We start from the raw sequence: 21,218 nt of genomic DNA on the forward strand, positions 1-21,218 counted from the left end.
ATGTTGAGACGGATACTACCCTTGACGGCCCTGCTGGCTACGTTGGCTGTGCCAGCATTGGCACAATCTAAATCTCCGCTACCGATCGAAGGCAAAACAAGCCTGTTCCAAAGGGTGCTGATCCGCGAGCGGATCGAAGCCAAACCTGCGCCTGACAGTGACGGCACCGCTGCTGCGTTGTCTCCGCTACAGGTGTTTTTTGTCTACGACCGCGACGGTGATTGGATGCAGATTGGGGCCAGCGATCAGGGCGACGACCTGATGTGGATCCCGGCAGCGGCCTCCATCCCCTGGAACCAGAATATTGTCGCCACACTGGAAGGCAGCGACAATGTCGGGAGGGTTTTGTTCTTCAATGATATCGACCCGATTTACGACATCATCGAAAGTGAAAATCCGGCTGGTTTGGCCAAGGATGCAAGGGATGAAGCCTTAGCTGCGGAACAAGGCGGGGAACCGTCGGAAACCGTTATCGCGCTTGGCCCGCGAGAAACGATTGATCAGCGGCAAAACCTTTACGTCATGCCGATCCTTTCCACCGAAGAGGCCGTGTTTGACATCGGCCCCTTTGTCAATCTGTTGCAAGTCGCTGTAGCCAGCGCCAACGCGCCGAACACGCCCTTGCCTTCAGATGATGCGGGTGCGGGTGACTTGAAAACGGCAGTGGTTTTTGTTGTGGACACCACGATTTCGATGGAGCCCTACATCCGGGCAACCCGCGATGCCCTGCAAGAGGTTTATCGTGAAGCTGCCGGATCCGCAGCGGCAGACGCCGTCAGCTTTGGGCTGGTGGGTTATCGCGATAGCCTCGAGGCCGCGCCGGGTCTTGGCTATGACGTTCGGACTTTTGTCGACCTTCAGGAAGGGCTGAACGTTGACAATTTCCTGAATGGTATCGACCAGATGCAAGAAGCGGATTCCAGCAGTAAGAACTTTCGCGAAGACAGCTATCGCGGGATCGAGCATGCTCTGGAAGACATGGATTGGAGCGGCTTCGGAGCGCGTTTCATCGTGTTGGTGACGGATGCAGGCCCCCGTGAGTTCGATGATCAATATTCGTCGACCGGGCTCAGCGCGGAAAGTCTGAACAGGATTATCCGTGAACGGATCGGCGGCGCGATGGCGGTTATGCATCTACGTACTGACCGTGGGGCGAAAGACCATCCATCGGCGGAAGCGGCTTACAAACAGCTGACGGCGTTTCCGAATTCGGCACCGTTATACTTCCCCATCCAAAACGGTGATCCTGAGGTTTACCGGGAAACTGCCCGTACGTTGGGTGCAATCGTTGCTCAGCAAACCTCGTCCTATCGACAGAGCGGCGGTGATGAGATTTTAGACGAAGATGCCATCAGCGATGAGGGCGACGGTCGATTTTCGGGTCTCAGCACGGCAGGTCGCACTATGCAGCTGGCGTATCTGGGCAAAACAGAAGGCGCGCGTGCACCGGATTTGTTCGAAGCTTACGTGGCGGATCGCGACTTTGACCGCACCGGCTTAAAACCGTTGTCGATCCGGTTGCTGATTTCCAAAGCCGATCTGAGCAACCTGGAAGAAGCGCTTCGGATCATCGTAGATCAGGCGGAACGCAACGTGGTCAATCCCGATCAGTTTTTTGCGCAGGTTCTGGGCGTGGCTGCGGATATGAGCCGCAGACCTGATCAGGTGTCGCGGCAGTCGGACCCTAGCCTTGCGGAAGCTGTGGCTTTGGATGAATACCTTGCGGACTTGCCTTATAAATCTCAGATTATGGCCATCACCGAAGACGATTGGGTTCGCCTTCCGATTTCTGAACAACAGACCATCGTCAACGGGCTTTATGACAAGATTGAGCGGTACCGCCGATACAATGAAGCCACCGATCAATGGGTTGATTATCTTGGCGCAGGCCCGCAGGCAGGCAATCTGCTTTACCCGATGCTGTTGGATGATCTGCCATAGCCCCGGGCACTTAGTCCCGGGACATGAGTTTAGAATAAACGGTTGAAGTCGCGGTTATTCCGCGACTTCTGGAGCGGGAGTATGTTTTTTGAACTGTTGATCAAACAGTGTTCGGAAACTACCGCTTTTCTTCATCAACTGATCCAGATTGCCCTGCTCTACGATTGCACCATCCTGAATCACGATGATTTTGTCTGCCTCAAGCACTGTCGACAGACGGTGTGCGATGACAATGACAGTGACGTTCTGCGTCAAGGCATCCAAAGCCTTCTTGACGAGCGATTCCGACTCTGCATCCAACGCACTGGTGGCTTCGTCCAGCAGAAGGATCTCGGCGTTGCGCAATATGGCACGCGCAATGGCGATCCTCTGTTTTTGGCCCCCTGACAGGAAGGTTCCATTTTCACCGACCTGAGTGTCGTATCCGTCAGGCAAATCCATGATGAAATCATGCGCATGGGCTGCTTTGGCGGCTTCAAACACTTCTTCATCGGACGCTTCCGGAGCCGAACAACGCAGATTGTCCATGATTGATGCCGAAAACAGGAATGTGTCCTGACCTACGTATGAGATTTTTCGGCGCAAGGAAGCAAAGCTAACTTCCCTCAGATCTTGTCCGTCGATCTCAACAACGCCCTTATCAGGATCGTAAAACCGCATGATCAATCCGAACAAGGTGGATTTGCCGCCGCCGGACTGGCCAACAAGGGCCGTTGTCTTACCTGCTTCGAACGAGACGTTCATATCTTCGATCACAGGCACCGCACCTTGATAGCCAAAAGTCACGTTGCGCAGGGCAATGTGGCCCGGTCCGGCGTTCAAGTCGTGGGCTTTGGGACTTTCCACCATCGTGTCTTGCGAATCCAGCAAGCTGAACAACAACCCAACACCCATCATGTTGGTTTCGATCTGGACGCGCATGCGTGACAGGCGCTTTGCTGGCTCGTAAGCCATCAGCAAAGCTGTGATAAAGGACATAAGCTGCCCGGCGGACGGTTGCTCAGACCCTGCAATGCCCATCGTGCTGACAATCAGCACACCCGCAACGGCGAGACCCGCCAGGAACTCCATCAGCGGACTGGCGATTGCCTGAAGCCTGGCAATGTCGTTCGAGCGTTGCTCGACTTTGCGGATGGCGGTTTCCATCCGGTCAATCATTCTGTCTTCAAGCGAAAAGACCTTGATGACTTTGATACCCGCCGAGGTTTCTTGCAGAACGCGGATAATTTCGGCCAGCGATTTGAATTCGGCCTGCATAATTGAGCGAACGCTTTTCAGCAAATAGCGAACGCCCAGCAAGGCAACGGGGCCGACAATAAAGAACATCACTGACAGAACGGGCTGCTGATAGACCATCACAGCCACCAGCCCGACCAGAGTCAGGGCGTCGCGGACAAAACCGGTCACCAATACATCGATCAAATTTCGCGCCGCTTGCGCACCATTGGTGGTGCGCATCAGCAGATCTGACGACTCATTTGCACTAAAAAAGGATACGCCATGCCGAAGCAGTTTGCGGTACACCTTTTCCTGTTGCTGAGCCACGATCCGGTTGCCCGCCCGAGCGAGAAATGTGGCCTGAATATACGAGGCAATCGCCTTTGTGAGGAACAGCAGCACCACCGCCAACGCAATTACCTGCGCCCATCCTCGCAAATCTGGGCTGGTCATGGCGTCAACGATGTATTCCATCATATAGGCCGACCCCGCCGTGGTTACGGCGACCACGATCATTGCCAAAATCGCAATGCCATATAATGGGCCTTGTGCATAAAAGCTTTCGCCTACAAGGCGGCCCATATGGCCTGATCGCCATTTTTTCCAGGCGCGCGTTATCATTGCGTTCTCCAAATCGTGAAACGGTGCGCACGTTCAGATACCCTAATTCTTCGCGGGCCAAAAGGGCAGATACCGGGCTGCGTCAGTGCGGCCCATGTTTACTGTCTTTCGTGCGCAGCCGTAGATAGGGATTGCAATGGTGCCAAACAAGTGCAATGCGCCAATTTACGCCGATTTCTCTTTTTAGAGCAGAACGAGTTGGACTCGTTGCAAAAATGAAATGGGAACAGAGCCGTTGTCGCGCGACGGTGCCACTTGGTTGTCACGAAACCGGCGCCTAGAAGGACTCAGTCCTCTTGCTGCAGATACGCCATCAGGTTCAAAATATCGTCTTCTTTTTTCAAACCGGGAAACTGCATCCGATTACCGGGCAGAAATGCCTTGGGATCGGCAAGAAACGCAGTCAAACTCTCCGGCGTCCACACAATGTCGGCGTTCTGTAGCGCTTCGGAATACCTGAATCCTTCCACCTGACCTGCGGACTTTCCGAAAACGGCGTGCAGGGACGGACCGACGCCGTTACGGCCTTCGTCTAGCTTGTGACAAGCGCTGCATTTGCGAAAAACCTTTTTTCCGGCTTTGGCGTCCCCTGACACTGATGTTGCGCTAACCGATGTTGGTGTCGTGGGCTGTGCTGCGGCCTGTTTGCCGTCTGAATGAAACACCAGCCGCGCCGTGATGGGTACTGTTCGGGTGATGCCAGGAAGGTTGGCCAGGTCCATCAGTTTGTCGACGCCCGCATTGACACCGGCGTCCTCTGTGTTGAGGAAAACCATGTCATTGGTCGAGACCAAGACGGACGTTTCAGACAAGCGAGCGACAAACATCTCGGTGTCAAAGGCAATCTCTGTTCCGGCCAGCGTTAGGACTGATGCGGCATCCACCGTCGTGGTTTTTCCGACGGCCAGCCCAGACACCTCGGCCATGTCAAAATCTGCCTTCAGGGTTGCGGTTCCCGCATTACGAAAGACAAACTCAATCATCCGCTCGTTTCGAATATCGATATTTGTCTCGACCGTTGACAGGTCGATTTCGATTTCTGCATGGCCATTTTGGGTCACATGCCCGCTGAGTTTGGTGAAGCTGTTAACCTCGCCTACAGAGTTTTTCTTGATGGTTCCGTAAGCCAGATGAGAGTTGTCGCTGTCCAGCGCCCAATTGTCTGCCAGAACAGGGGCTGCAACAATCGTCGACGCAATCGTGACTGCTTTCAACAGAAGTTTCATTTCAATCCTCCAAGGTTTGTGACACTTTTGCCCCGGCGGGCTTGGTCCGTGAGAGACAAACACACACAGGTCGCGATTTATTCGATGAGTGCCGAAATGACTTCCGAACAGGCCGTCCGCGACGCGGTGCAGACGCATTCGAAACGCGTCTGGCGGTTTGCGCTGGCTTTGTCGGGGGCATCGGACGTGGCGGACGATCTTCTGCAGGCTACGTGCCTGCGCGCGCTGGAACGCCATCATCAGGTCACCTCGCACAACCGTCTGGACAGCTGGTTGATGACGATTTGCCGCTCAATCTGGTTGAACGAGGTGCGGTCGCGCTCGGTTCGGCGGGCGCAGGCCTTGTCGGTGACGCCAGAAGCTGACCTTGTGGCCACCGGACCGGATTCAGAAACGAATATTTTCGCGACTGAAGTGTTTACACAAGTGATGCAGCTGCCAGAAGCGCAGCGGGAAACGGTGATGCTTGTATTCGTCGAAGGGTACAGCTACCGCGAAGCCGCTGCCATGCTGGAAGTTCCCATCGGTACGATTATGAGCCGGCTATCGAACGCCCGGCAGAAACTGAAAACCGTGATGCAGCTTGATGCGGCTGACACCGCGCGACGGAGTGGCAAATGACGTTTTCCGACGAGACGCTGTTGGCGTATCTGGAAGGCACGCTGGACGAGGCTCAGAGCCGCGCCATCGAGGCCGCGGTTGAGGAAGATGCTGAGCTTGAACGCCGTCTTATGGCGTTGGACCCGTTCGTGCCAGTGATTCAGGAAGTTTTCGAGACCCTGCCTGCCGAAGAGCCGAAGATAGACTTGCCTGACCCCGTGGAGCAAGCGACAGGCGGTGGGGTACTGCGCCTTTTTGCCGTGGCTGCGAGCGTCGGAGTTGCGGCCGTTGCCCTGACGTTTTGGGCCACACGTCCGGCAGATTTGGGCTGGGCGCAGCAAGCGGCGATCTATCAGTCGCTTTATGTGCCCGAGACAATTGCCTCTCTGGACAGTTCCGAAGCCTCACTGAACAAGCAATTTGAAATGGCCGAGGCCGAACTTGGACGGTCTTTGAACCGTGAAACGCTGGAATCCTTGCCAGGTCTGGAGCTTAAACGGGCGCAGGTTCTGTCTTTCAAAGGCAAGCCTTTGATCCAGGTTGTCTTTGCAGATGAACAAGGACAGCCGTTCGCGTTCTGCATAATTCGTCAGGGACCTGACGCGCCGCCTGCTGAGATCAAGCAAGCGGTGCTGAGCGGTTTGGCGACGGCCACCTGGGCTCAGGACGGCTATGGGTACATGTTGTTGGGAAGTTCTCCGCAGACAGATTTACAAAGTGAGCTGGACGTTCTGACCAGCACTTTTGCAGGCTGATCAGAAACTCTTTCAATGCCTCTTGTGAACAGTGGCAAATGCCCGAAGAATACCGGCATGAAATCGAAGAAACCCTTACCCCTTCCAGAGGAAGAGGTCGATGATCTCGGCCCGGCCAGTATTTTTGATGGCGATCCGTCTGAGGAAGAAGATCTTTGGTTTCTGCCTCCCGATGAGGTCGAAGAAAAGGATTATTTCCTTCCCGGTCCGCGATCGGATCAACGTTTGCTTTTTGACCCTCGTGACTGGCGGGCGGCGCAGTCTGAATTGTCGTCGGAGCTTGCAGATCTTGCCTTGTCCTTCGGTGCGCTGGACGAACGGTTGCGCGCAGGCCCCAAGGGGTGGACGCATCGTTTGGCACTGATGGAGACGTCTGATCTTGGCTGGTGGACCGGCGATCGCGTTAGTGTTGACCGATTGGCTTTGTGGACCGGCCTGCGCATCGGAGCAACCCATGACGACGTGCAGTCATTGTTCCGCGCCGGATGGGCCGTGCGCCGCCTGAGCTCGGGGGCTGCTCCTGCAGAAGGGGGATGGGAAACCGGACTGACTGCATTTCTGGACCGTCTGGCGCAAGGGTCCGATGCAGCCCCAGATGCAATTGTGGATCTGGCAGAAGTTATGCGAGGCGTAGAAGGTCTGCATCCGATCACGCAATCCGCAATCGCGTTTCATGCTTGGCGCGCGATTGCACAGGGTGTTGGTCAGGATACCGAAGCTGCAGTGATTGCCGCGCGGCATGCAGCGACCATGGGGCGTGGTGGTGCCGTATTCATGCCGCTTGCATTGTCTGGTCCGGGCGCGTTGCGCGGTGCGGGTGAGCCGGCCGAAAAACTCGGGGCCTGGATACGAGGGGCCGGGCAGGCGGCCCTTGCGGGGTTGTTGCATCTCGACCGGGTCAGCGCCTGGGAGGCCAAAGCCCGGGACGTGACGCAAGATCTGAGCGGGCGCACGCCACCGCGCCTGATTGAGGCGCTGACCTCGTGGCCCATGGTGTCCGCCCCATTGGCCGAAGATTTGACCGAAGCGTCCCGCGCGGCAGTTCAGCGCAATTTCGACTTGTTCAGCCGTCGAGGTTTGGTGCGAGAGGTCACAGGGCAAGGGCGTTATCGCGTCTGGACAGCGGCGCTGTAGTCCAGCAGCCAGTCACGAAACATGCGGGCGGGCGTGCGCATGGTCGTCAGCGATGGGTAGATCAGGTGGTATGCTTCTTGTCCGGCAACTGTAGCCTCCGGCAGACATGGCACTAGACCTGACATTTCCATGATCCGATCCGAAGCTGGCGCGCGGGCAAGGGCGATACCCAACCCGCTTGCTGATAATTCTGCAGACATGATCGAATTGTCCGCGAAGAAGTACTGAGCCTGCCCCGCAGGCAAGCGCAGGGTTTCGAACCAATGCGGCCAACTTGCGCGATGTGTTGAGACCTCGATCAGAGTGTAACCAAGCAAGTCTTGCGGGGTTTTGATCTGTGCAGCGATAGCGGGCGGTGCAACAGGGTAAAGAACTTCTCGAATTAACTCATCACCTTCGGTGCCAAACAGGGCAGGGTTACCAAAAACAATCTGCAAGTCGGTAAATCGATTGGCAAAATCCGAAACGATGTTTCCGGTGGACAGTGACAGGTTGATATCAGGATGCCGGGCTTGAAATGCTGAAAGGCCCGTGGCCAGGATTCCATGGGCGAAAAGCAATACAGACTGCACGTAGAGACGCTGCTCTCGCGTTTCGCCAAACAGGCCGGTAGTGGCAGTTTCCAGCATCAACAGGGATTGTTGCACTGATGGCAAATACGCCCGCCCTGCCTCGGTCAGAGTAACGGCATGGGCATGGCGGTGGAACAGAGGGGTGCCCAGCCGGGTTTCCAGCGCTTTAACCTGTTGGCTGATGGCCGCGGCGGACATGTTCAGCTGCACCGCCGCACGGGCAAAGCTTTCGGTTCGCGCGGCCGCTTCGAACACACGTAACCAGTTGAGAGAGGGGATGCGAGATGACATTTTAACAGGCTAAGCAAAACTTATCCTGACGTGCAAGACAAACCGTGCTGAGCCTTGCTCAAGACGCGTTAGCGTGTTGGCAGCGAACAAAATGAATGAGCCCAGCCATGACCGATCCAGCTCTGCCTCCGCGACCCAAACGCAAAATCTGGAACTTTACACCGCAATTGCCAATTCAGACGTCTCCGTACTGGGATTGGCCGATGAAACCGTTGGCTGCGCTGCGTTACCTCCTGCAAAGCTGGAACCCGTTGGCGCTGCGCGCGCTGCTGCTGGTTTTTGCCATCATCACATGGACCTACCTGACTCCGTCACTCGTCCGGATCCAGACGTTCAGCTGGGATTGGGTGGCCGAGATCTGGTTTCGGAATTTTTGCATTCTGATGGTGGTTGCAGGTGGCTTGCATCTGGCACTGTGGAAATTCCGCACGCAACAGGATGAATACCGCTATGACATGCGTCCGATGATGAAGGGCGCAAAGGTTTTCACCTTCAAGAACCAGGTCTGGGACAACATGTTCTGGACCTTAGGCCCGGCGCTGACCTTCTGGACTTTTTGGGAATGCCTGATCCTGTATTCCTATGCCAATGGCTGGATCACCATGATCACCTTCGACAGCGACCCAATCTGGTTCATCTCGGTTGTGGTTTTTGTTCCGATCTGGGCGGGTTTTCATTTCTACTGGCTACACCGTCTGCTGCATGTCGGCCCGTTCTATACCAAAGTGCACGCTTGGCATCATCGCAACATCAACACCGGTCCATGGTCTGGCTTGGCCATGCATCCTGTCGAAAGTTTCTTTTTAATGTTCGACACGATGATTTTCTTTCTTCTGCCGTCCCATCCAATCCACGCGATCTTTCTGCTGTTTCATCACGGAATTGGTGCGCCGACTTCTCATGCTGGTTTCGAACACGTTAAATTCGGCAACAAGGCCAAGTTTCAGGTCGGGGACTTTTTCCATCAACTGCACCACAGGTTCTTCGATTGCAACTACGGCACGTGGGAAACGCCTTGGGACGAGTGGTTCAACACGTTCCACGACGGCACAGACGAGGGCAACGAAATGGTCAAAGAACGCAGGCGCAAAATCTGGGCGGGCGAGTAAAGCCGCACTAGCCCTTTGTCGAGCCTGAAACGACCCTGCAAAGGATTGGGATTTACATTCAGACCTAGCTTCTCACTCTGCTACGAAGCTTCAGGGTAAGGTGGCCAAGCTGGAAGGTTGCGGGCAACACCTGACAACCAGGCCGGAAAAGCTCAGCGCCCCACCCCGACATAGGTTTCAAAGCCAGCCTTCAGGGTCTTGCTCTCTGAATAGACATTGCGGAGATCGACCATTCGGGGGGTGCTCATGGCCTGGGCCAGATCGCCGAGGTTAAGCGCGCGGAACTCGTTCCATTCCGTCAGCAGAACCAGAACGTCAGCCCCTTGCGCGGCAACATAAGGATCATCGCACCATTCGACGCCCGGCAGTAAAGTTTCGCCTTCGGATTTCCCTTGTGGATCCACAACGCGCACTTTCGCGCCTCCGCCGATCAGGGCCGGGACAATGGACAAAGAAGGCGCATCGCGCATGTCATCTGTATTGGGTTTGAAAGTGACTCCCAATACCGCAACGGTTTTGCCGTTGAAGTGATCGTCACAGGACTCGCGGATCTTTTCGATCATACGCTTTTTAACCTCGTCATTCACGCGAATGACGGTTTCCGTAATCTGCATCGGATGCGCGTGATCCTGGCCAATCCGCGCCAGTGCCGCAGTGTCTTTGGGGAAACACGAGCCGCCATAGCCGGGCCCTGCGTGCAGGAATTTGTTGCCGATCCGCCCGTCCAGCCCCATGCCGCGAGACACCTCTTTTACATCTGCGCCGACCTTCTCGCATAAGCCTGCGATTTCGTTGATGAACGTGATTTTAGTCGCCAGAAACGCGTTGGCGGCGTATTTGATCATCTCGGCGCTTTCCAGATCGGTGGTCAGGATCGGAAAATCGCGCAGGTAGAGCGGGCGGTAAATCTCGGCCATCACTTCGGCAGCGCGGTCGCTTTCCACCCCAACGACAACGCGGTCAGGGCGCATGAAATCATCAATCGCAGCCCCTTCGCGCAGAAATTCAGGGTTCGAAGCGACATCGAATTCTGCGTTGGGGTTGGCGGCCGCGACCACCGCTTGTACTTGTCTGTTGGTGCCTACGGGTACAGTCGATTTTGTGACGATCACGGTATACCCGGTGACGGCCTGTGCGATTTCTTCTGCAGCCGCCATCACATAGGTCAGGTCTGCATGGCCATCACCGCGTCGGGTCGGCGTACCAACCGCAATAAAGACCGCGTCTGCTCCGTCCACGGCAGCCGCCAAATCGGTGGTAAAGCTCAGGCGACCGGCAGCCACGTTTTTGGCCATCAACACATCGAGGCCGGGTTCGTAAATCGGAACCTCTCCGGCTTTGAGCATGTCGATCTTCTGGTCCGCCTTGTCGACGCAAATCACATCATGACCGAAATCCGAAAAGCACACACCAGACACAAGGCCGACGTAACCGGTGCCGATCATCGCAATACGCATCTCAAAAGTCCTTCTTACCAATACCTGCCGACAACGCGCGAACAATCAAAGAAACCAGGGGTATATTCAATGGTTCACTGCGCCCGTAAACAGTACCCCATAGGTTCTACCTGTTTTTGAAGCAATAAGGGTGCATAAAATTTTGCAACGTCTCTCAGCGTGCAACACAGGTTTGTCCAATTTACACCCAGTTTGAACGGAGTTTACGTCACCAATTTTTTCTGGGTAAGGACCAGAATGTCCATTGGAACAAACATGTTGCTCCATTTTGCCCTTTCCAACGCATCACTGAAGCACACTATTAGACGTTCAAAGTTTGCCGCCTCATTGTGAACTGACAAAAGCCAAGCGACTGCCAGTTGCTTTGCCAAGATGGGTGTTAAGGGCTTGTTTTCTGAAGTGAGAATTTTCGAACCAATCAGCCCGAATATAGCGCTTTGTTGAAAGGTCGGGGCGTGTTATTTGAGGTTGTTTTCACGATCTCTCAGCGGACTCTCCGGAACGGTTCCCTAAAGCTTGGGCACAAATAGCCGCCCGATGCAAAAGCCGGACGGCCTATTGGCTTAGTACCAACGCCCAATTGCGGTTACGGACGGTGATAACGTCGAAGAATCCGACAGCGCCGACAGCACTTTGCCGTCAACCCGCGTTGTGCCGGGCGTATCCAAGCCGACAAACCGGCCGATAGCGCCCCCGCTTCCAGTGACGCTTGGCGTCGCGGCAAATGGCGTGGGAAAGTCCCAAGTGAATGTGGAACTCGCAAATAGAGCGCCCTCAGCGCTAGAGCAATCAACTGCGGGTAGGGTAGCGGTGCAAATCTGCGTCCCGTCGGCAAACCGCACAAACTCTCCGTTTGAGTTTTGGTCACGCTCGATGACGGCACCGGTTGGAGTGCCCGCACTTTCTGAAACGGATCCCAATAGATTGCCCGGCCCATAGCCATAATCCGCCCGCATAAGCCGGCCAGTGCTGGTGTCGGACGCATCGCTTTGCACAGCTGCTCCTGTTGCTGCGCCGGTGGTCGGGTCAAAGCTCAGCGCTTGGGTCCAGTTTGTGCCATCGGGGGACACTTTGATTGAAAAACCTGAGCTGCCAGACAATCCCATCTCGGCATGGCCCGTCCAGTTCGATTGGAACAAGAGCGACGCGGTATCGCCTGCGCTGGCTTTGTTGATTTTCAGCTGATGCCCGCCGCCGTCGTGGGTCAGCAGCGTCGCTGGGCTTCGAACAGTTAGACGGTTGGTTGCGTCGGCGGTTGCCTTAATACCGACGCTATCCAGGTTTTGCGTGTCGACGGGCAGTGGGGCCCATGCAGTGCCGTCCCAGATTCTGATATCCCCAGCGGTTTCGTCCCAAGCGCGCCAACCCGGCGAGGGCGCCACGAAATGCCAGGCGTTGTCCAGCCAAGCGGCGAGGTCCCCGGAATGCCCGGCCCAATCCCCTGTGGGAGAGGATCCAACCGCGTGAACTTCTCCCTGTTCGGGAACCACGGGTGGCGTGTCGGTGTGGGTTGAGCGGACCGTCAGTTGCACGATCAGATCAAGTTGCCGCAGTGCTTCGTTATGTGTGACGTGCTTTTGCGCCTGTAAGGGTTGCAAAAACGGAAGGTTCAATCGGGGTGAGGTTTGTGACACGAGGGTCCTCCTGTGGCTGTCGGCCCGAAACATCGGTTGCGCGCCACAGTGCAGCATAGCGCGTCAATCCTCTGTGACCGGGCCGACCGCCCAGGAAATCTTCTGCTAACCATTGAACCGCAAAACGGGCTCAGCTTTCGGGGTTAGGTAAAAGGCTTTCGGAAATTATTCGCGGGCATAGATGTCTTCGTAGCGAATAATGTCATCCTCGCCCAAGTAAGCTCCGGTTTGAACTTCGATCAGAACCATCGGAACCTTGCCCGGGTTTTCCATCCGGTGCGTGGCACCCAGCGGAATGTAGACCGATTGGTTCTCACTCACCAGTTGCTCTTTGTCGTCGATTGTGACTTTGGCAGTGCCTTTAACGACGATCCAATGCTCGGATCGATGGTGATGAGATTGCAAGCTCAGTGCCGCGCCCGGGTGAACATGAATCCGTTTGACCTGAAACCTGTCACCGATCACCAGACTTTCGAACCAACCCCACGGACGGTGATCAACCGGCAGGGCCTCTGCTTGCTTAGCCCCTTTTTCCTTCAGCGCAGTGACGGCCTGTTTCACATCCTGGGCCTTGTCCATGCTGGCCACCAGAACCGCATCGGGCATCGCAACTGCGATCATATTCTCCAGCCCCATTGCCACCACTTCCTGAGTCGGCGATTCTGATCGTATCAGAACATTACGGCATTCGATTGCAGTGACGTCGCCATCTGTCGCAACGCCGTCTTCGTTCATGTCTGACAGTTCTTGTACGGCTGTCCAGCTTCCGACGTCGGACCAACCTGCGGAATACGGAACCACGCTTAGGTTCGATGCCTTTTCCATGACCGCATAGTCTATTGAAATGTCAGCAGCGTCTGCCCAAGCGGCAGGATCCAGTCGTAGGAAGCCCAAGTCAGTTTTTGCCTCATTAACTGCCTTTTGGACGGGTGCGATCAAATTTCCCGCATATTGTTCGAATGCAGCTATGACGTCGCGCACCGCGAAAAGGAAGATGCCCGAATTCCACAGATAGCTACCATCAGCCAACATGGATTGCGCCGTTTCTTCATCCGGTTTTTCGACAAAGCGATCCAGCGGGACGGCACGTTCCGTTGAGTCCGGCGCGTGGCTGAGTTTGAGGTACCCATACCCGGTTTCTGGTCGTGTAGGCGTGATACCAAAGGTCACCAGATCACCACGTTCTCTTATCGCGCGCGCGCCTTCGGCTACGGCTGAATGGAAGGCGGACTTGTTTGGAATCACGTGATCTGAAGGGGCCACAAGCATGATGGCGTCAGGGTTTCGGGATGCCAGGTAAAGTGCTGCTGCCAGAACAGCAGGAGCGGTGTTGCGCCCTTCTGGTTCAATCAGGATGGGGCCGGGGTCGATGCCGACCTCGGCCAATTGTTCGGGCACGATAAAACGAAACGCTTCATTTGTCAGAACCAGCGGCTTTGCGTAAGGCATATCTGACGGTCCAAGCATTCGGTCAGCGCAATCCTGCAAGAGGGTGGCGTCACCCACCAAAGGAACAAATTGCTTGGGGTAACTTTTGCGAGACAGAGGCCATAAACGTGTCCCTGATCCTCCGCAAAGAATGACGGGATGAACTGTATTCGTCATGCGTATGCCCTTGAACTGGTAATCACAGAAGGTATTTCTTTAATCGTACTCAATGAAATGGCTTATAACTACTGGGCGGCTTTCCCGGTTGCTACAATATCGTTGAGGTATTGGCTCAGATCCTCGCGCAGGTCGTCACGGGCAAGCGCAAAAGCGACTGTGGCTTGCAGGAACCCCGATTTTGACCCGCAATCAAAACGCTGGCCGTCAAATTTATAACCAAATACGGGAACACCATCAGCGATGTCTTCGGCGATGGCATCGGTCAGCTGGATTTCACCACCGCTTCCGGCTTTCATAGCGTTCAGGTTATTCAGCACAGACGGGCGTAGAACGTAGCGGCCAATAACTGCTAGATTTGATGGGGCTTCGGTCGGCTCGGGCTTTTCGACCATGCCGCGAGCCGGCACGACCGGACCAATGCTGTCCCCAACATCCAATACCCCGTAAGAGCTTGTTTTTTCTAAGGAGACTTCCATGGCCGCGACCATGTTGCCTCCGGTCTCTTCATAGGCTTCGATCATTTGTTGAAGGCAGGGTTTGTCTGCTGCGATGACGTCGTCCGGCAGCATGACGGCGAAGGGTTCGTCCCCAATCAGGCGGCGGGCGCACCAAACGGCGTGTCCAAGACCCAGAGCTTTGTGCTGACGAATATAGGCAATCGCGCCGCTTTCCATGTTCGTTTCATTCAGGATTTCAAGCAGTTTGTCTTTCTTTTTCGCCTTCAATTCCTGTTCAAGTACAAGGTTGTGGTCGAAATAGTCCTCGAGCGCGGATTTCCCGCGTGAGGTGACAAAAATAAATTCCTTGATACCCGCCGCGCGGGCTTCGTCGATAGCATACTGCACCAAAGGCCGGTCAACCAAGGTCATGATTTCTTTTGGAACCGATTTGGTGGCCGGCAAAAACCGTGTTCCCATCCCTGCAACAGGAAATATTGCTTTGGTGACCTTGCGTGTCATGACGCCTCTCAATTTCAATATTCAGCCGGAAAAGCGGGGTTTGTCCGACACGTTCTCATAGGCTGCTGAACCTGATCAATCAATGATGCCCGATGTTGCGGGCGGCAATTGGTCAAATCGTGCCACCTTGTCGGGCCGGTGTCAAAAGAGAGCTCTTTTTAGGTAATACCAAGAGGAACCGAAAAAGCGACGTCTTGCGCAGCCCTATGAGATTGTTCGCTGCTTTTATTCCGCGAACCGATTGCGCGCGAATGCCACACAATTTGAAACCGATTTATCGTCCTCTCACAGCATTTGGGTTTTCGCTGAAGGGGCGGAAGAAATATCAGCTTGTCAGCACGTATCCTGTTCAAAATACGGCGCTTTTTGAGCAGGCGTTTTCGGCTTCAGTGACCTTGCATTGTGGTAATTTTAGCGTTGTACAGGGGCTTGGATTTCACCTTTATCCGAGGAGCTACAACTGAGAAAACGCTCTGCTGATAGAAGCTCGTCTGTCGATAACCACAACGTGAATACTGGGTTTCTGAACCCGCTGCTCTGTTCCGAAATTGGCGACAATTGCGTAAAATTCCCCAAAATGGACGCGAATACGGCGGAGCTTAGCGTGTTTCGCCGCCGTATGGTCAATCGGGCGAACGTGTTTTGGGCCTCCATCCAGATTATGGGCTCGGTCCTTCGACCTCCTTCAGGGTACGAGTTGGGCTTTCATGGTGGGTTCCGGAAAGCAAGTTGACGCAAAGCCCACGGTCTGTTGCCAACGTCCAATCGAGCGGCGCGTTTTGAACCCAGGCAACCCGTCCGCTCCGCCAACGTCATGGCCCATCTGTTCAAGAGCACGCTGCATCGCTGCAATATCGGACCGGTACAGCCCATCGACCTTTCCCCACCGTTCTAAAAAATCCCCGACGCCAAATTGAATGCGATCTCCGACGTGACCAACAAACAAAGCATAAAGATCACTTTTGTTGTATTCCTTGAGCACGTAGAAGTTCGGCGTGACAATAAAGGCTGGCCCATGCCGTCCGGCTGGCATCATCAGATATCCTTCACCATCCCGCTCATGGGCTGGGAAGGGCCTGCCTGAGACGCGAGCTATCCCCATTTCTTCCCATTTGTGAATGGGGCGACCCTGATCAGGCCCTTCCAGAGAACATGGCACGGTTTCAGGAACAGACACCTCAAAACCCCAATCCCGGTTGCTAACCCAGCCATGTTGGTCGAGGTAGTGGCCGATTGATGCGATAGTATCGGCGGGTGAGCCCCAGATGTCAGCATGCCCATCCCCATCGCCGTCTTTTGCATAGGTTAAATAGTTAGACGGCATGAATTGCGGCTGGCCCAACGCGCCCGCCCAACTGCTTTTCATCTTTCGCGCGGACAAATGTCCATTTTCCGCGATTTGCAGAGCAGCGATCAACTCGCCCGTGAAATACGCAGCTCTGGTGCTCATGAAGGCCTTGGTGGACAGAACCTGGAATGCGTCATGGCGGATCGGCACCTGTCCGTACCCGCTTTCTCGGCCCCAGATTGCAAGGATAATCCGTGCGGGAACGCCTGTTTCATTTTCGACCGAGGCGAGCGTCTTCGCGTGACGCTGCGCCATTTTGCGCCCGACAGATGAGGCGCCCTGAACTGATCCCGCGTTGAAATAGCGTCCGGGCGAACCGAACTCGGCTTGTTTTTGTGCCTTCGGTATTTTGTTTTTTTGCCCGGGAGGAACCAGATCAGGCAGTTTCCAGTTCAAAGTTACCCCAGAGAACGCCTGATCCATGGTGTTCTTTGAAACCCCTTTGGCTCGTGCCTTTGGCCAAACCTCGTCCTGTAGCCAAGCCTGGAACTGACGTTCAACTTCAGCATGATCCTGCGCCACAGCGGCGTGTGAGAGTAGGATCAGACCAGTGGCGACAAGTATTTTGCGCATCAAAGAAAACATGCGTCTCTGCTCCGTTGGGGTCTCAACGCGTAACGCCCGTTGTGACCCAAGGTTGAAAGAAGTTGTACCCCGGCAATCTGGGGTTTGGAAAGGTCTTGAGAAATCTTTTGCATTTGCCGATAGTTGAGCGGAATTTGGATCATGAGAGGGCTGTGCGTTATGGCCAAAGGCAGATTGTCCAACCCGTCCTCGCTTGTGATGGCTGCTTTGATCCTTTTGACGGTGACACCACCGATGGCCTTTGCCAGCGATAGCTTCATGGACCCGCAAGGTCCGATTGCAGCAATTCAGAAAACCCATCTTTTACGAGCCACTGCGCTGATAATGGTGGCCGTTATTCCCGTTTTGGTTTTGGTGCCGTTGATTGCGTTTCGGTATCGACGCCGAAAGGGTGGTGCGGCAGCCTATCGTCCCGACTGGGATTTTTCAGCAAAGCTGGAATTTGTGATGTGGGGCGTGCCTGTTTTAATCGTGGCACTCCTGTCATTCTATCTTTGGAAGGCAACACACAGGCTTGATCCCTATTCGGCGGCTTTTGGTGAGGAGCCCGCTGTGCGGGTTCAGGTGGTGGGATTGGATTGGAAATGGCTGTTTCTTTATCCCGATCTGGGCATTGCCAGCGTGGGCGAGTTTGGAATCCCAACCAAACGACAAGTGGCCATGACGTTGACCACCGACACGGTGATGCAGTCTTTCATGATCCCCGCTCTTGCCGGTCAGATTTACGCGATGCCCGGTATGACAACGCAATTGCATCTGGTCGCGGATACCCCAGAGGTCATGCAGGGCGAAAACACGCAGTATAACGGACGCGGTTTCACCAAACAGAAGTTCCGCACCGTTGCGATGGACCAAGATGCCTTTGATACGTGGGTCGGAAAAGTGCGCGCTGGCGGCATCCCATTGAATGCGACCACGTATCAGACGCTTGCGATGCGAACCGACAGGGATGAAGTTCAAGCGGCTTTAGGGACGGCACAGATGCCTGATGATGCACTGTATTTCACGCTGGAAGAGGATGTGTTCCACAGCATTTTGCACCGGTATCACAGCGGCGAGGCTTTGCCTGCCGATCAACAACCGGGCACGGCATCCTTCGGGCAGGAGGCGCAAGAATGACATCTCCAGAGACAGGATTTTTTGGCCGACTCAGCTGGGATGCGCTTCCTATCGCCGGGTTGCTTCAAGATCCCAACGCCAATGAGATCGTGGCAAATGCGGCCGCTGGAATCGTAATTGTCGGCGTTATTGCCGTGGTCGGATTGCTCAGCTGGTTTCGACTGTGGACGCCGCTGTGGCGCGATTGGTTGACCAGCGTTGATCACAAAAAGATTGGCATCATGTATGTCGTATTTGCCATCGTGATGTTGGCGCGCGGCGTATTGGAAGGCGTCGTCATGCGCGCGCAGCAGGCGGCTGGGCCAGGTGACGGTTTTCTGGAGGCTGAACACTTTGCCGAGCTGTTCAGCACCCATGGCACAATCATGATTTTCTTTGTGGCTGTGCCCTTTGTCTTTGGCATCGCGAATTATGTCATTCCGCTTATGATTGGCGCGCGCGACGTTGCCTTTCCGCGGCTGAACCAGATTAGTCTGGGCCTGACGGTGTCGTCAGGCATGATGTTGATGGTGTCGCTGGTGGTCGGGCGGTTCTCAACCGGTGGCTGGACGGCCTATCCACCATATACCGGTGCCGCCTTCAACCCGGGCGTCGGCCCGGACTACTGGATTTGGGCCATCGTCGTGTCGGGTATTGGGACCACGCTCACAGGCATCAACTTTGCAGTAACGATCTACAAGATGCGTGCGCCGGGTATGACCTTTATGCGTCTGCCGATGTATTGCTGGACGATCATCTGCAGTTCGATCCTGATTGTCTTTGCCATGCCGCCCTTGGGGGTTGCCGCGTTGATGCTGGCCGCGGACCGCTACTTGGATTTCCATTTCTTCACCAACGACCTCGGCGGCAACATGATGAATTATGCCAACTTATTCTGGCTGTTTGGTCATCCCGAGGTCTACCTGCTGGTGCTGCCTGCGTATGGCATCTACTCCGAAGTTTTCGCGACCTTCTCGGCCAAGCGGCTTTATGGCTACAACTCGCTTGTCATAGCGACGATGTCGATTGCGGTGCTGTCCTTTACGGTCTGGTTGCATCACTTTTTCACCATGGGTCAAAGCGCGTTGATCAACGCCGTGTTTGGCATTGCAACCATGCTGATCGCGATTCCGACCGGTGTGAAAGTCTATGACTGGATGGCAACCTTGTGGCGAGGACGTATCCGGTTTTCGGTGCCGATGATGTATGGGCTGGCATTTCTGATGCTGTTTGTGATTGGCGGCCTAAGCGGGGTGATCCTGGCCAATCCAACGGTAGATTATCAGGTGCACAACACGCTGTTTCTGGTGGCGCATTTCCACAACGTTCTGTTGCCGGGCGTGCTGTTCGGCCTTTTGGCGGCCTATAACTATTGGTTCCCCAAGGCGTTCGGTTTCCGCCTGAACGAGTTCTGGGGCCGGATAACAGTCGCTCTCTGGACCATAGGGTTTCTGCTGACCTTCATGCCGCTCTATTTTGTTGGGTTAATGGGAATGCCGCGACGTTCGTTCAGTTACGACGATCCGTCATTCCACCCTTTCATGATCGTCGCCATTGTTGGGGCGCTGGTGATTACGTGCGCTTTGTTCTCGGTCCTTATCCAATTGTGGGTCAGCATCCGCGACCGCGAAAAAACACGCGTTCCGGTGGGGGATCCATGGGATGGCCGCACGTTGGAATGGTCGATCCCGTCGCCCCCGCCGCCCTACAACTTCGCGATCATTCCACAAGTGACTGACCGGGATGACTTTGCGGCGGCCAAAGAAAGGGGTGCCGCGTACCCAACGCCGGACGCTTATGAGGATATCGAGCTGCCTCGCAACACCGGGATTGGCTTTATCCTGTGTGTGTTTAGTGGCATTTGGATGTTTGCGCTGGTGTGGTGGATATGGTGGCTGGCGGTCCTGATGACCGTGTTGATGATCCTCGCGGTGATCATTTGGACGTTCGACGACAGCACCGAATTTACCATCCCCGCAGAAGAAGTGCGCAGAGATCACGAAGCGTGGCTTTCGTTGGTTTACAACGAAAAGGCGGTGGATCGTGACTATGAGACCTCTCCGGAAAACCGCGGCCTTGCCCGCCCTGATCTGGAGGCGGTCACGTGAAACGCGCACCAACACATAGTTACCCCGGTATCAACCTTGGAGAGCGCCACGCAAGCGCCCATAAAGCAGCCGAAGTTGTTACTTTTGGGTTCTGGGTCTTCCTGATGAGCGATCTGGTCTATTTTGGGCTGATGTTCGCGATCTACATAACCATGATCGATGCGCAGGCGGGCGGCCCCGGTCCGCACGAGTTGTTCGACCTGAAAAGCGTCTTTGCTCAGACCCTGATCCTATTGACCAGCAGCCTAACGGTTGGTCTTGCCATGCTGGCGCTGAAATACAATTTACCGCGCGGGCGCATCATTTTGTGGTTTGGTGTCACACTGTTGTTGGGAATCAGCTTTTTGGTGCTCGAACTGCGCGATTTCATGGCTATGGCGGAAAAGGGCGGTGTCCCGCAACGCAGTGGGTTCCTTTCGGCATTTTTCGGTTTGGTTCCGTTGCACGGCTTGCACGTTGCAGCCGGGTGTTTGTGGTTGGTCGTTCTGGGTATCCAACTGAGGGTCAAAGGAATGACGGATGTGATCATCTCTCGGGTCGTACGCTTGGCGTTGTTCTGGCACTTTCTCGACCTGATCTGGATCGGCATTATCACCATCGTGTATTTTGGAGGGCTGACCTATGGATAACAGGTCCGAAATGCACCGGCGCGAAAGACGGCGCTATGTCATCGGTTATGGCGGGTCGCTGATCCTTACACTCGCCATGTTCGGGGTGGCGTATGTGTTCGGCATCGAAACGGTTGGCGTCTATCTGACGATCGGCTTGCTGGGTCTGGCTCAACTTGTTTTGCAACTTGTGTATTTCCTGCATATCGACCGCCGACGCAGCAGCCGGGAAGATCTCCATCTGGTCCTGTTTTCCACCATGGTTCTGCTGATCATGATCCTTGGTACTGTTTGGGTCCTGGGCAATCTGGCGATACGCATGCATATGCACGCAATGTAAGTGGCT

General features: G+C 55.0%; 17 protein-coding genes. 9 read left to right on the top strand and 8 right to left on the bottom strand.

The window, feature by feature from the left end; genetic code table 11:
- Positions 1–1,941 carry a vWA domain-containing protein gene (locus GS636_RS13645; RefSeq protein ID WP_171669867.1) on the top strand — a complete coding sequence of 647 codons (1,941 nt, stop codon included), beginning with the start codon at positions 1–3 and terminating at the stop codon, positions 1,939–1,941.
- A 54-nt stretch (positions 1,942–1,995) separates the two neighbouring features.
- Here the strand turns inward: GS636_RS13645 and GS636_RS13650 are convergent, their stop codons facing one another.
- Complete coding sequence (locus GS636_RS13650) at positions 1,996–3,780, bottom strand: ABC transporter ATP-binding protein (RefSeq protein ID WP_171669868.1); 1,785 nt, start codon at positions 3,778–3,780, stop codon at positions 1,996–1,998.
- A 287-nt stretch (positions 3,781–4,067) separates the two neighbouring features.
- Positions 4,068–5,006 (bottom strand): cytochrome c family protein, encoded by a 939-nt coding sequence (locus tag GS636_RS13655; RefSeq protein WP_171669869.1) that lies wholly within the window; start codon positions 5,004–5,006, stop codon positions 4,068–4,070.
- Between the two features lie 96 nt (positions 5,007–5,102).
- Between GS636_RS13655 and GS636_RS13660 the strand changes: the two genes are divergently transcribed.
- Genes GS636_RS13660 through GS636_RS13670 form a run of 3 tightly spaced genes read left to right on the top strand, consistent with a single transcriptional unit; the run spans position 5,103 to position 7,495 of the window.
- Entirely contained in the window at positions 5,103–5,627 is a 525-nt protein-coding gene (locus tag GS636_RS13660; protein ID WP_253762784.1) for an RNA polymerase sigma factor, read from the top strand.
- Positions 5,624–6,361: a hypothetical protein gene (locus GS636_RS13665; protein WP_171669870.1), complete on the top strand. Its 738-nt coding sequence runs from the start codon at positions 5,624–5,626 to the stop codon at positions 6,359–6,361. The genes GS636_RS13660 and GS636_RS13665 overlap by 4 nt, the downstream gene beginning before the upstream one ends.
- Before the next feature lie 57 nt (positions 6,362–6,418).
- A complete protein-coding gene (locus GS636_RS13670; protein WP_171669871.1) occupies positions 6,419–7,495 on the top strand; it encodes a helix-turn-helix domain-containing protein in 1,077 nt (358 codons plus the stop codon).
- On the opposite strand, the gene GS636_RS13675 is transcribed toward GS636_RS13670, so the two are convergent.
- Positions 7,468–8,358 (bottom strand): LysR family transcriptional regulator, encoded by an 891-nt coding sequence (locus tag GS636_RS13675; RefSeq protein WP_171669872.1) that lies wholly within the window; start codon positions 8,356–8,358, stop codon positions 7,468–7,470. The genes GS636_RS13670 and GS636_RS13675 overlap by 28 nt on opposite strands.
- A 107-nt stretch (positions 8,359–8,465) precedes the next feature.
- Here GS636_RS13675 and GS636_RS13680 point away from each other — a divergent pair, with 107 nt between their 5' ends.
- The gene (locus GS636_RS13680; protein ID WP_171669873.1) at positions 8,466–9,467 is read left to right on the top strand and encodes a sterol desaturase family protein; all 1,002 of its coding nucleotides are present in this window, start codon (positions 8,466–8,468) and stop codon (positions 9,465–9,467) included.
- Positions 9,468–9,619: 152 nt separating this feature from the next.
- Here the strand turns inward: GS636_RS13680 and GS636_RS13685 are convergent, their stop codons facing one another.
- The 5 genes from GS636_RS13685 to GS636_RS13705 form a co-directional block, all read right to left on the bottom strand.
- Positions 9,620–10,924, bottom strand: a complete 1,305-nt coding sequence (locus GS636_RS13685) for a UDP-glucose/GDP-mannose dehydrogenase family protein (protein WP_171669874.1) — start codon at positions 10,922–10,924, stop codon at positions 9,620–9,622.
- Positions 10,925–11,487: 563 nt separating this feature from the next.
- Positions 11,488–12,558: a DUF2793 domain-containing protein gene (locus tag GS636_RS13690; RefSeq protein ID WP_171669875.1), complete on the bottom strand. Its 1,071-nt coding sequence runs from the start codon at positions 12,556–12,558 to the stop codon at positions 11,488–11,490.
- 165 nt (positions 12,559–12,723) lie between these two features.
- Positions 12,724–14,163, bottom strand: coding sequence for a mannose-1-phosphate guanylyltransferase/mannose-6-phosphate isomerase (locus GS636_RS13695; RefSeq protein WP_171669876.1), 1,440 nt, complete (start codon positions 14,161–14,163; stop codon positions 12,724–12,726).
- A gap of 68 nt (positions 14,164–14,231) precedes the next feature.
- Positions 14,232–15,125 (bottom strand): UTP--glucose-1-phosphate uridylyltransferase GalU, encoded by an 894-nt coding sequence (gene galU, locus GS636_RS13700; protein WP_171187818.1) that lies wholly within the window; start codon positions 15,123–15,125, stop codon positions 14,232–14,234.
- A 685-nt stretch (positions 15,126–15,810) separates the two neighbouring features.
- Positions 15,811–17,058 carry a lytic murein transglycosylase gene (locus tag GS636_RS13705; RefSeq protein ID WP_253762786.1) on the bottom strand — a complete coding sequence of 416 codons (1,248 nt, stop codon included), beginning with the start codon at positions 17,056–17,058 and terminating at the stop codon, positions 15,811–15,813.
- A 159-nt stretch (positions 17,059–17,217) separates the two neighbouring features.
- On the opposite strand from GS636_RS13705, the gene GS636_RS13710 reads away from it, so the two are divergent.
- From GS636_RS13710 to GS636_RS13725, 4 genes are read left to right on the top strand one after another with little or no spacing between them, the layout of a single operon-like run.
- Complete coding sequence (locus GS636_RS13710) at positions 17,218–18,177, top strand: cytochrome ubiquinol oxidase subunit II (protein WP_171669878.1); 960 nt, start codon at positions 17,218–17,220, stop codon at positions 18,175–18,177.
- Positions 18,174–20,264, top strand: a complete 2,091-nt coding sequence (locus tag GS636_RS13715; protein WP_171669881.1) for a cbb3-type cytochrome c oxidase subunit I — start codon at positions 18,174–18,176, stop codon at positions 20,262–20,264. Before GS636_RS13710 ends, GS636_RS13715 begins: the two co-directional genes overlap by 4 nt.
- Positions 20,261–20,893 carry a cytochrome c oxidase subunit 3 gene (locus GS636_RS13720; RefSeq protein WP_171669884.1) on the top strand — a complete coding sequence of 211 codons (633 nt, stop codon included), beginning with the start codon at positions 20,261–20,263 and terminating at the stop codon, positions 20,891–20,893. The genes GS636_RS13715 and GS636_RS13720 overlap by 4 nt, the downstream gene beginning before the upstream one ends.
- A complete protein-coding gene (locus tag GS636_RS13725) occupies positions 20,886–21,212 on the top strand; it encodes a cytochrome o ubiquinol/quinol oxidase subunit IV (protein WP_253746687.1) in 327 nt (108 codons plus the stop codon). The genes GS636_RS13720 and GS636_RS13725 overlap by 8 nt, the downstream gene beginning before the upstream one ends.
- Positions 21,213–21,218 lie beyond the last annotated feature (6 nt).

This window comes from Ruegeria sp. HKCCD4884 (assembly GCF_013110855.1).
Taxonomy (GTDB): domain Bacteria; phylum Pseudomonadota; class Alphaproteobacteria; order Rhodobacterales; family Rhodobacteraceae; genus Ruegeria.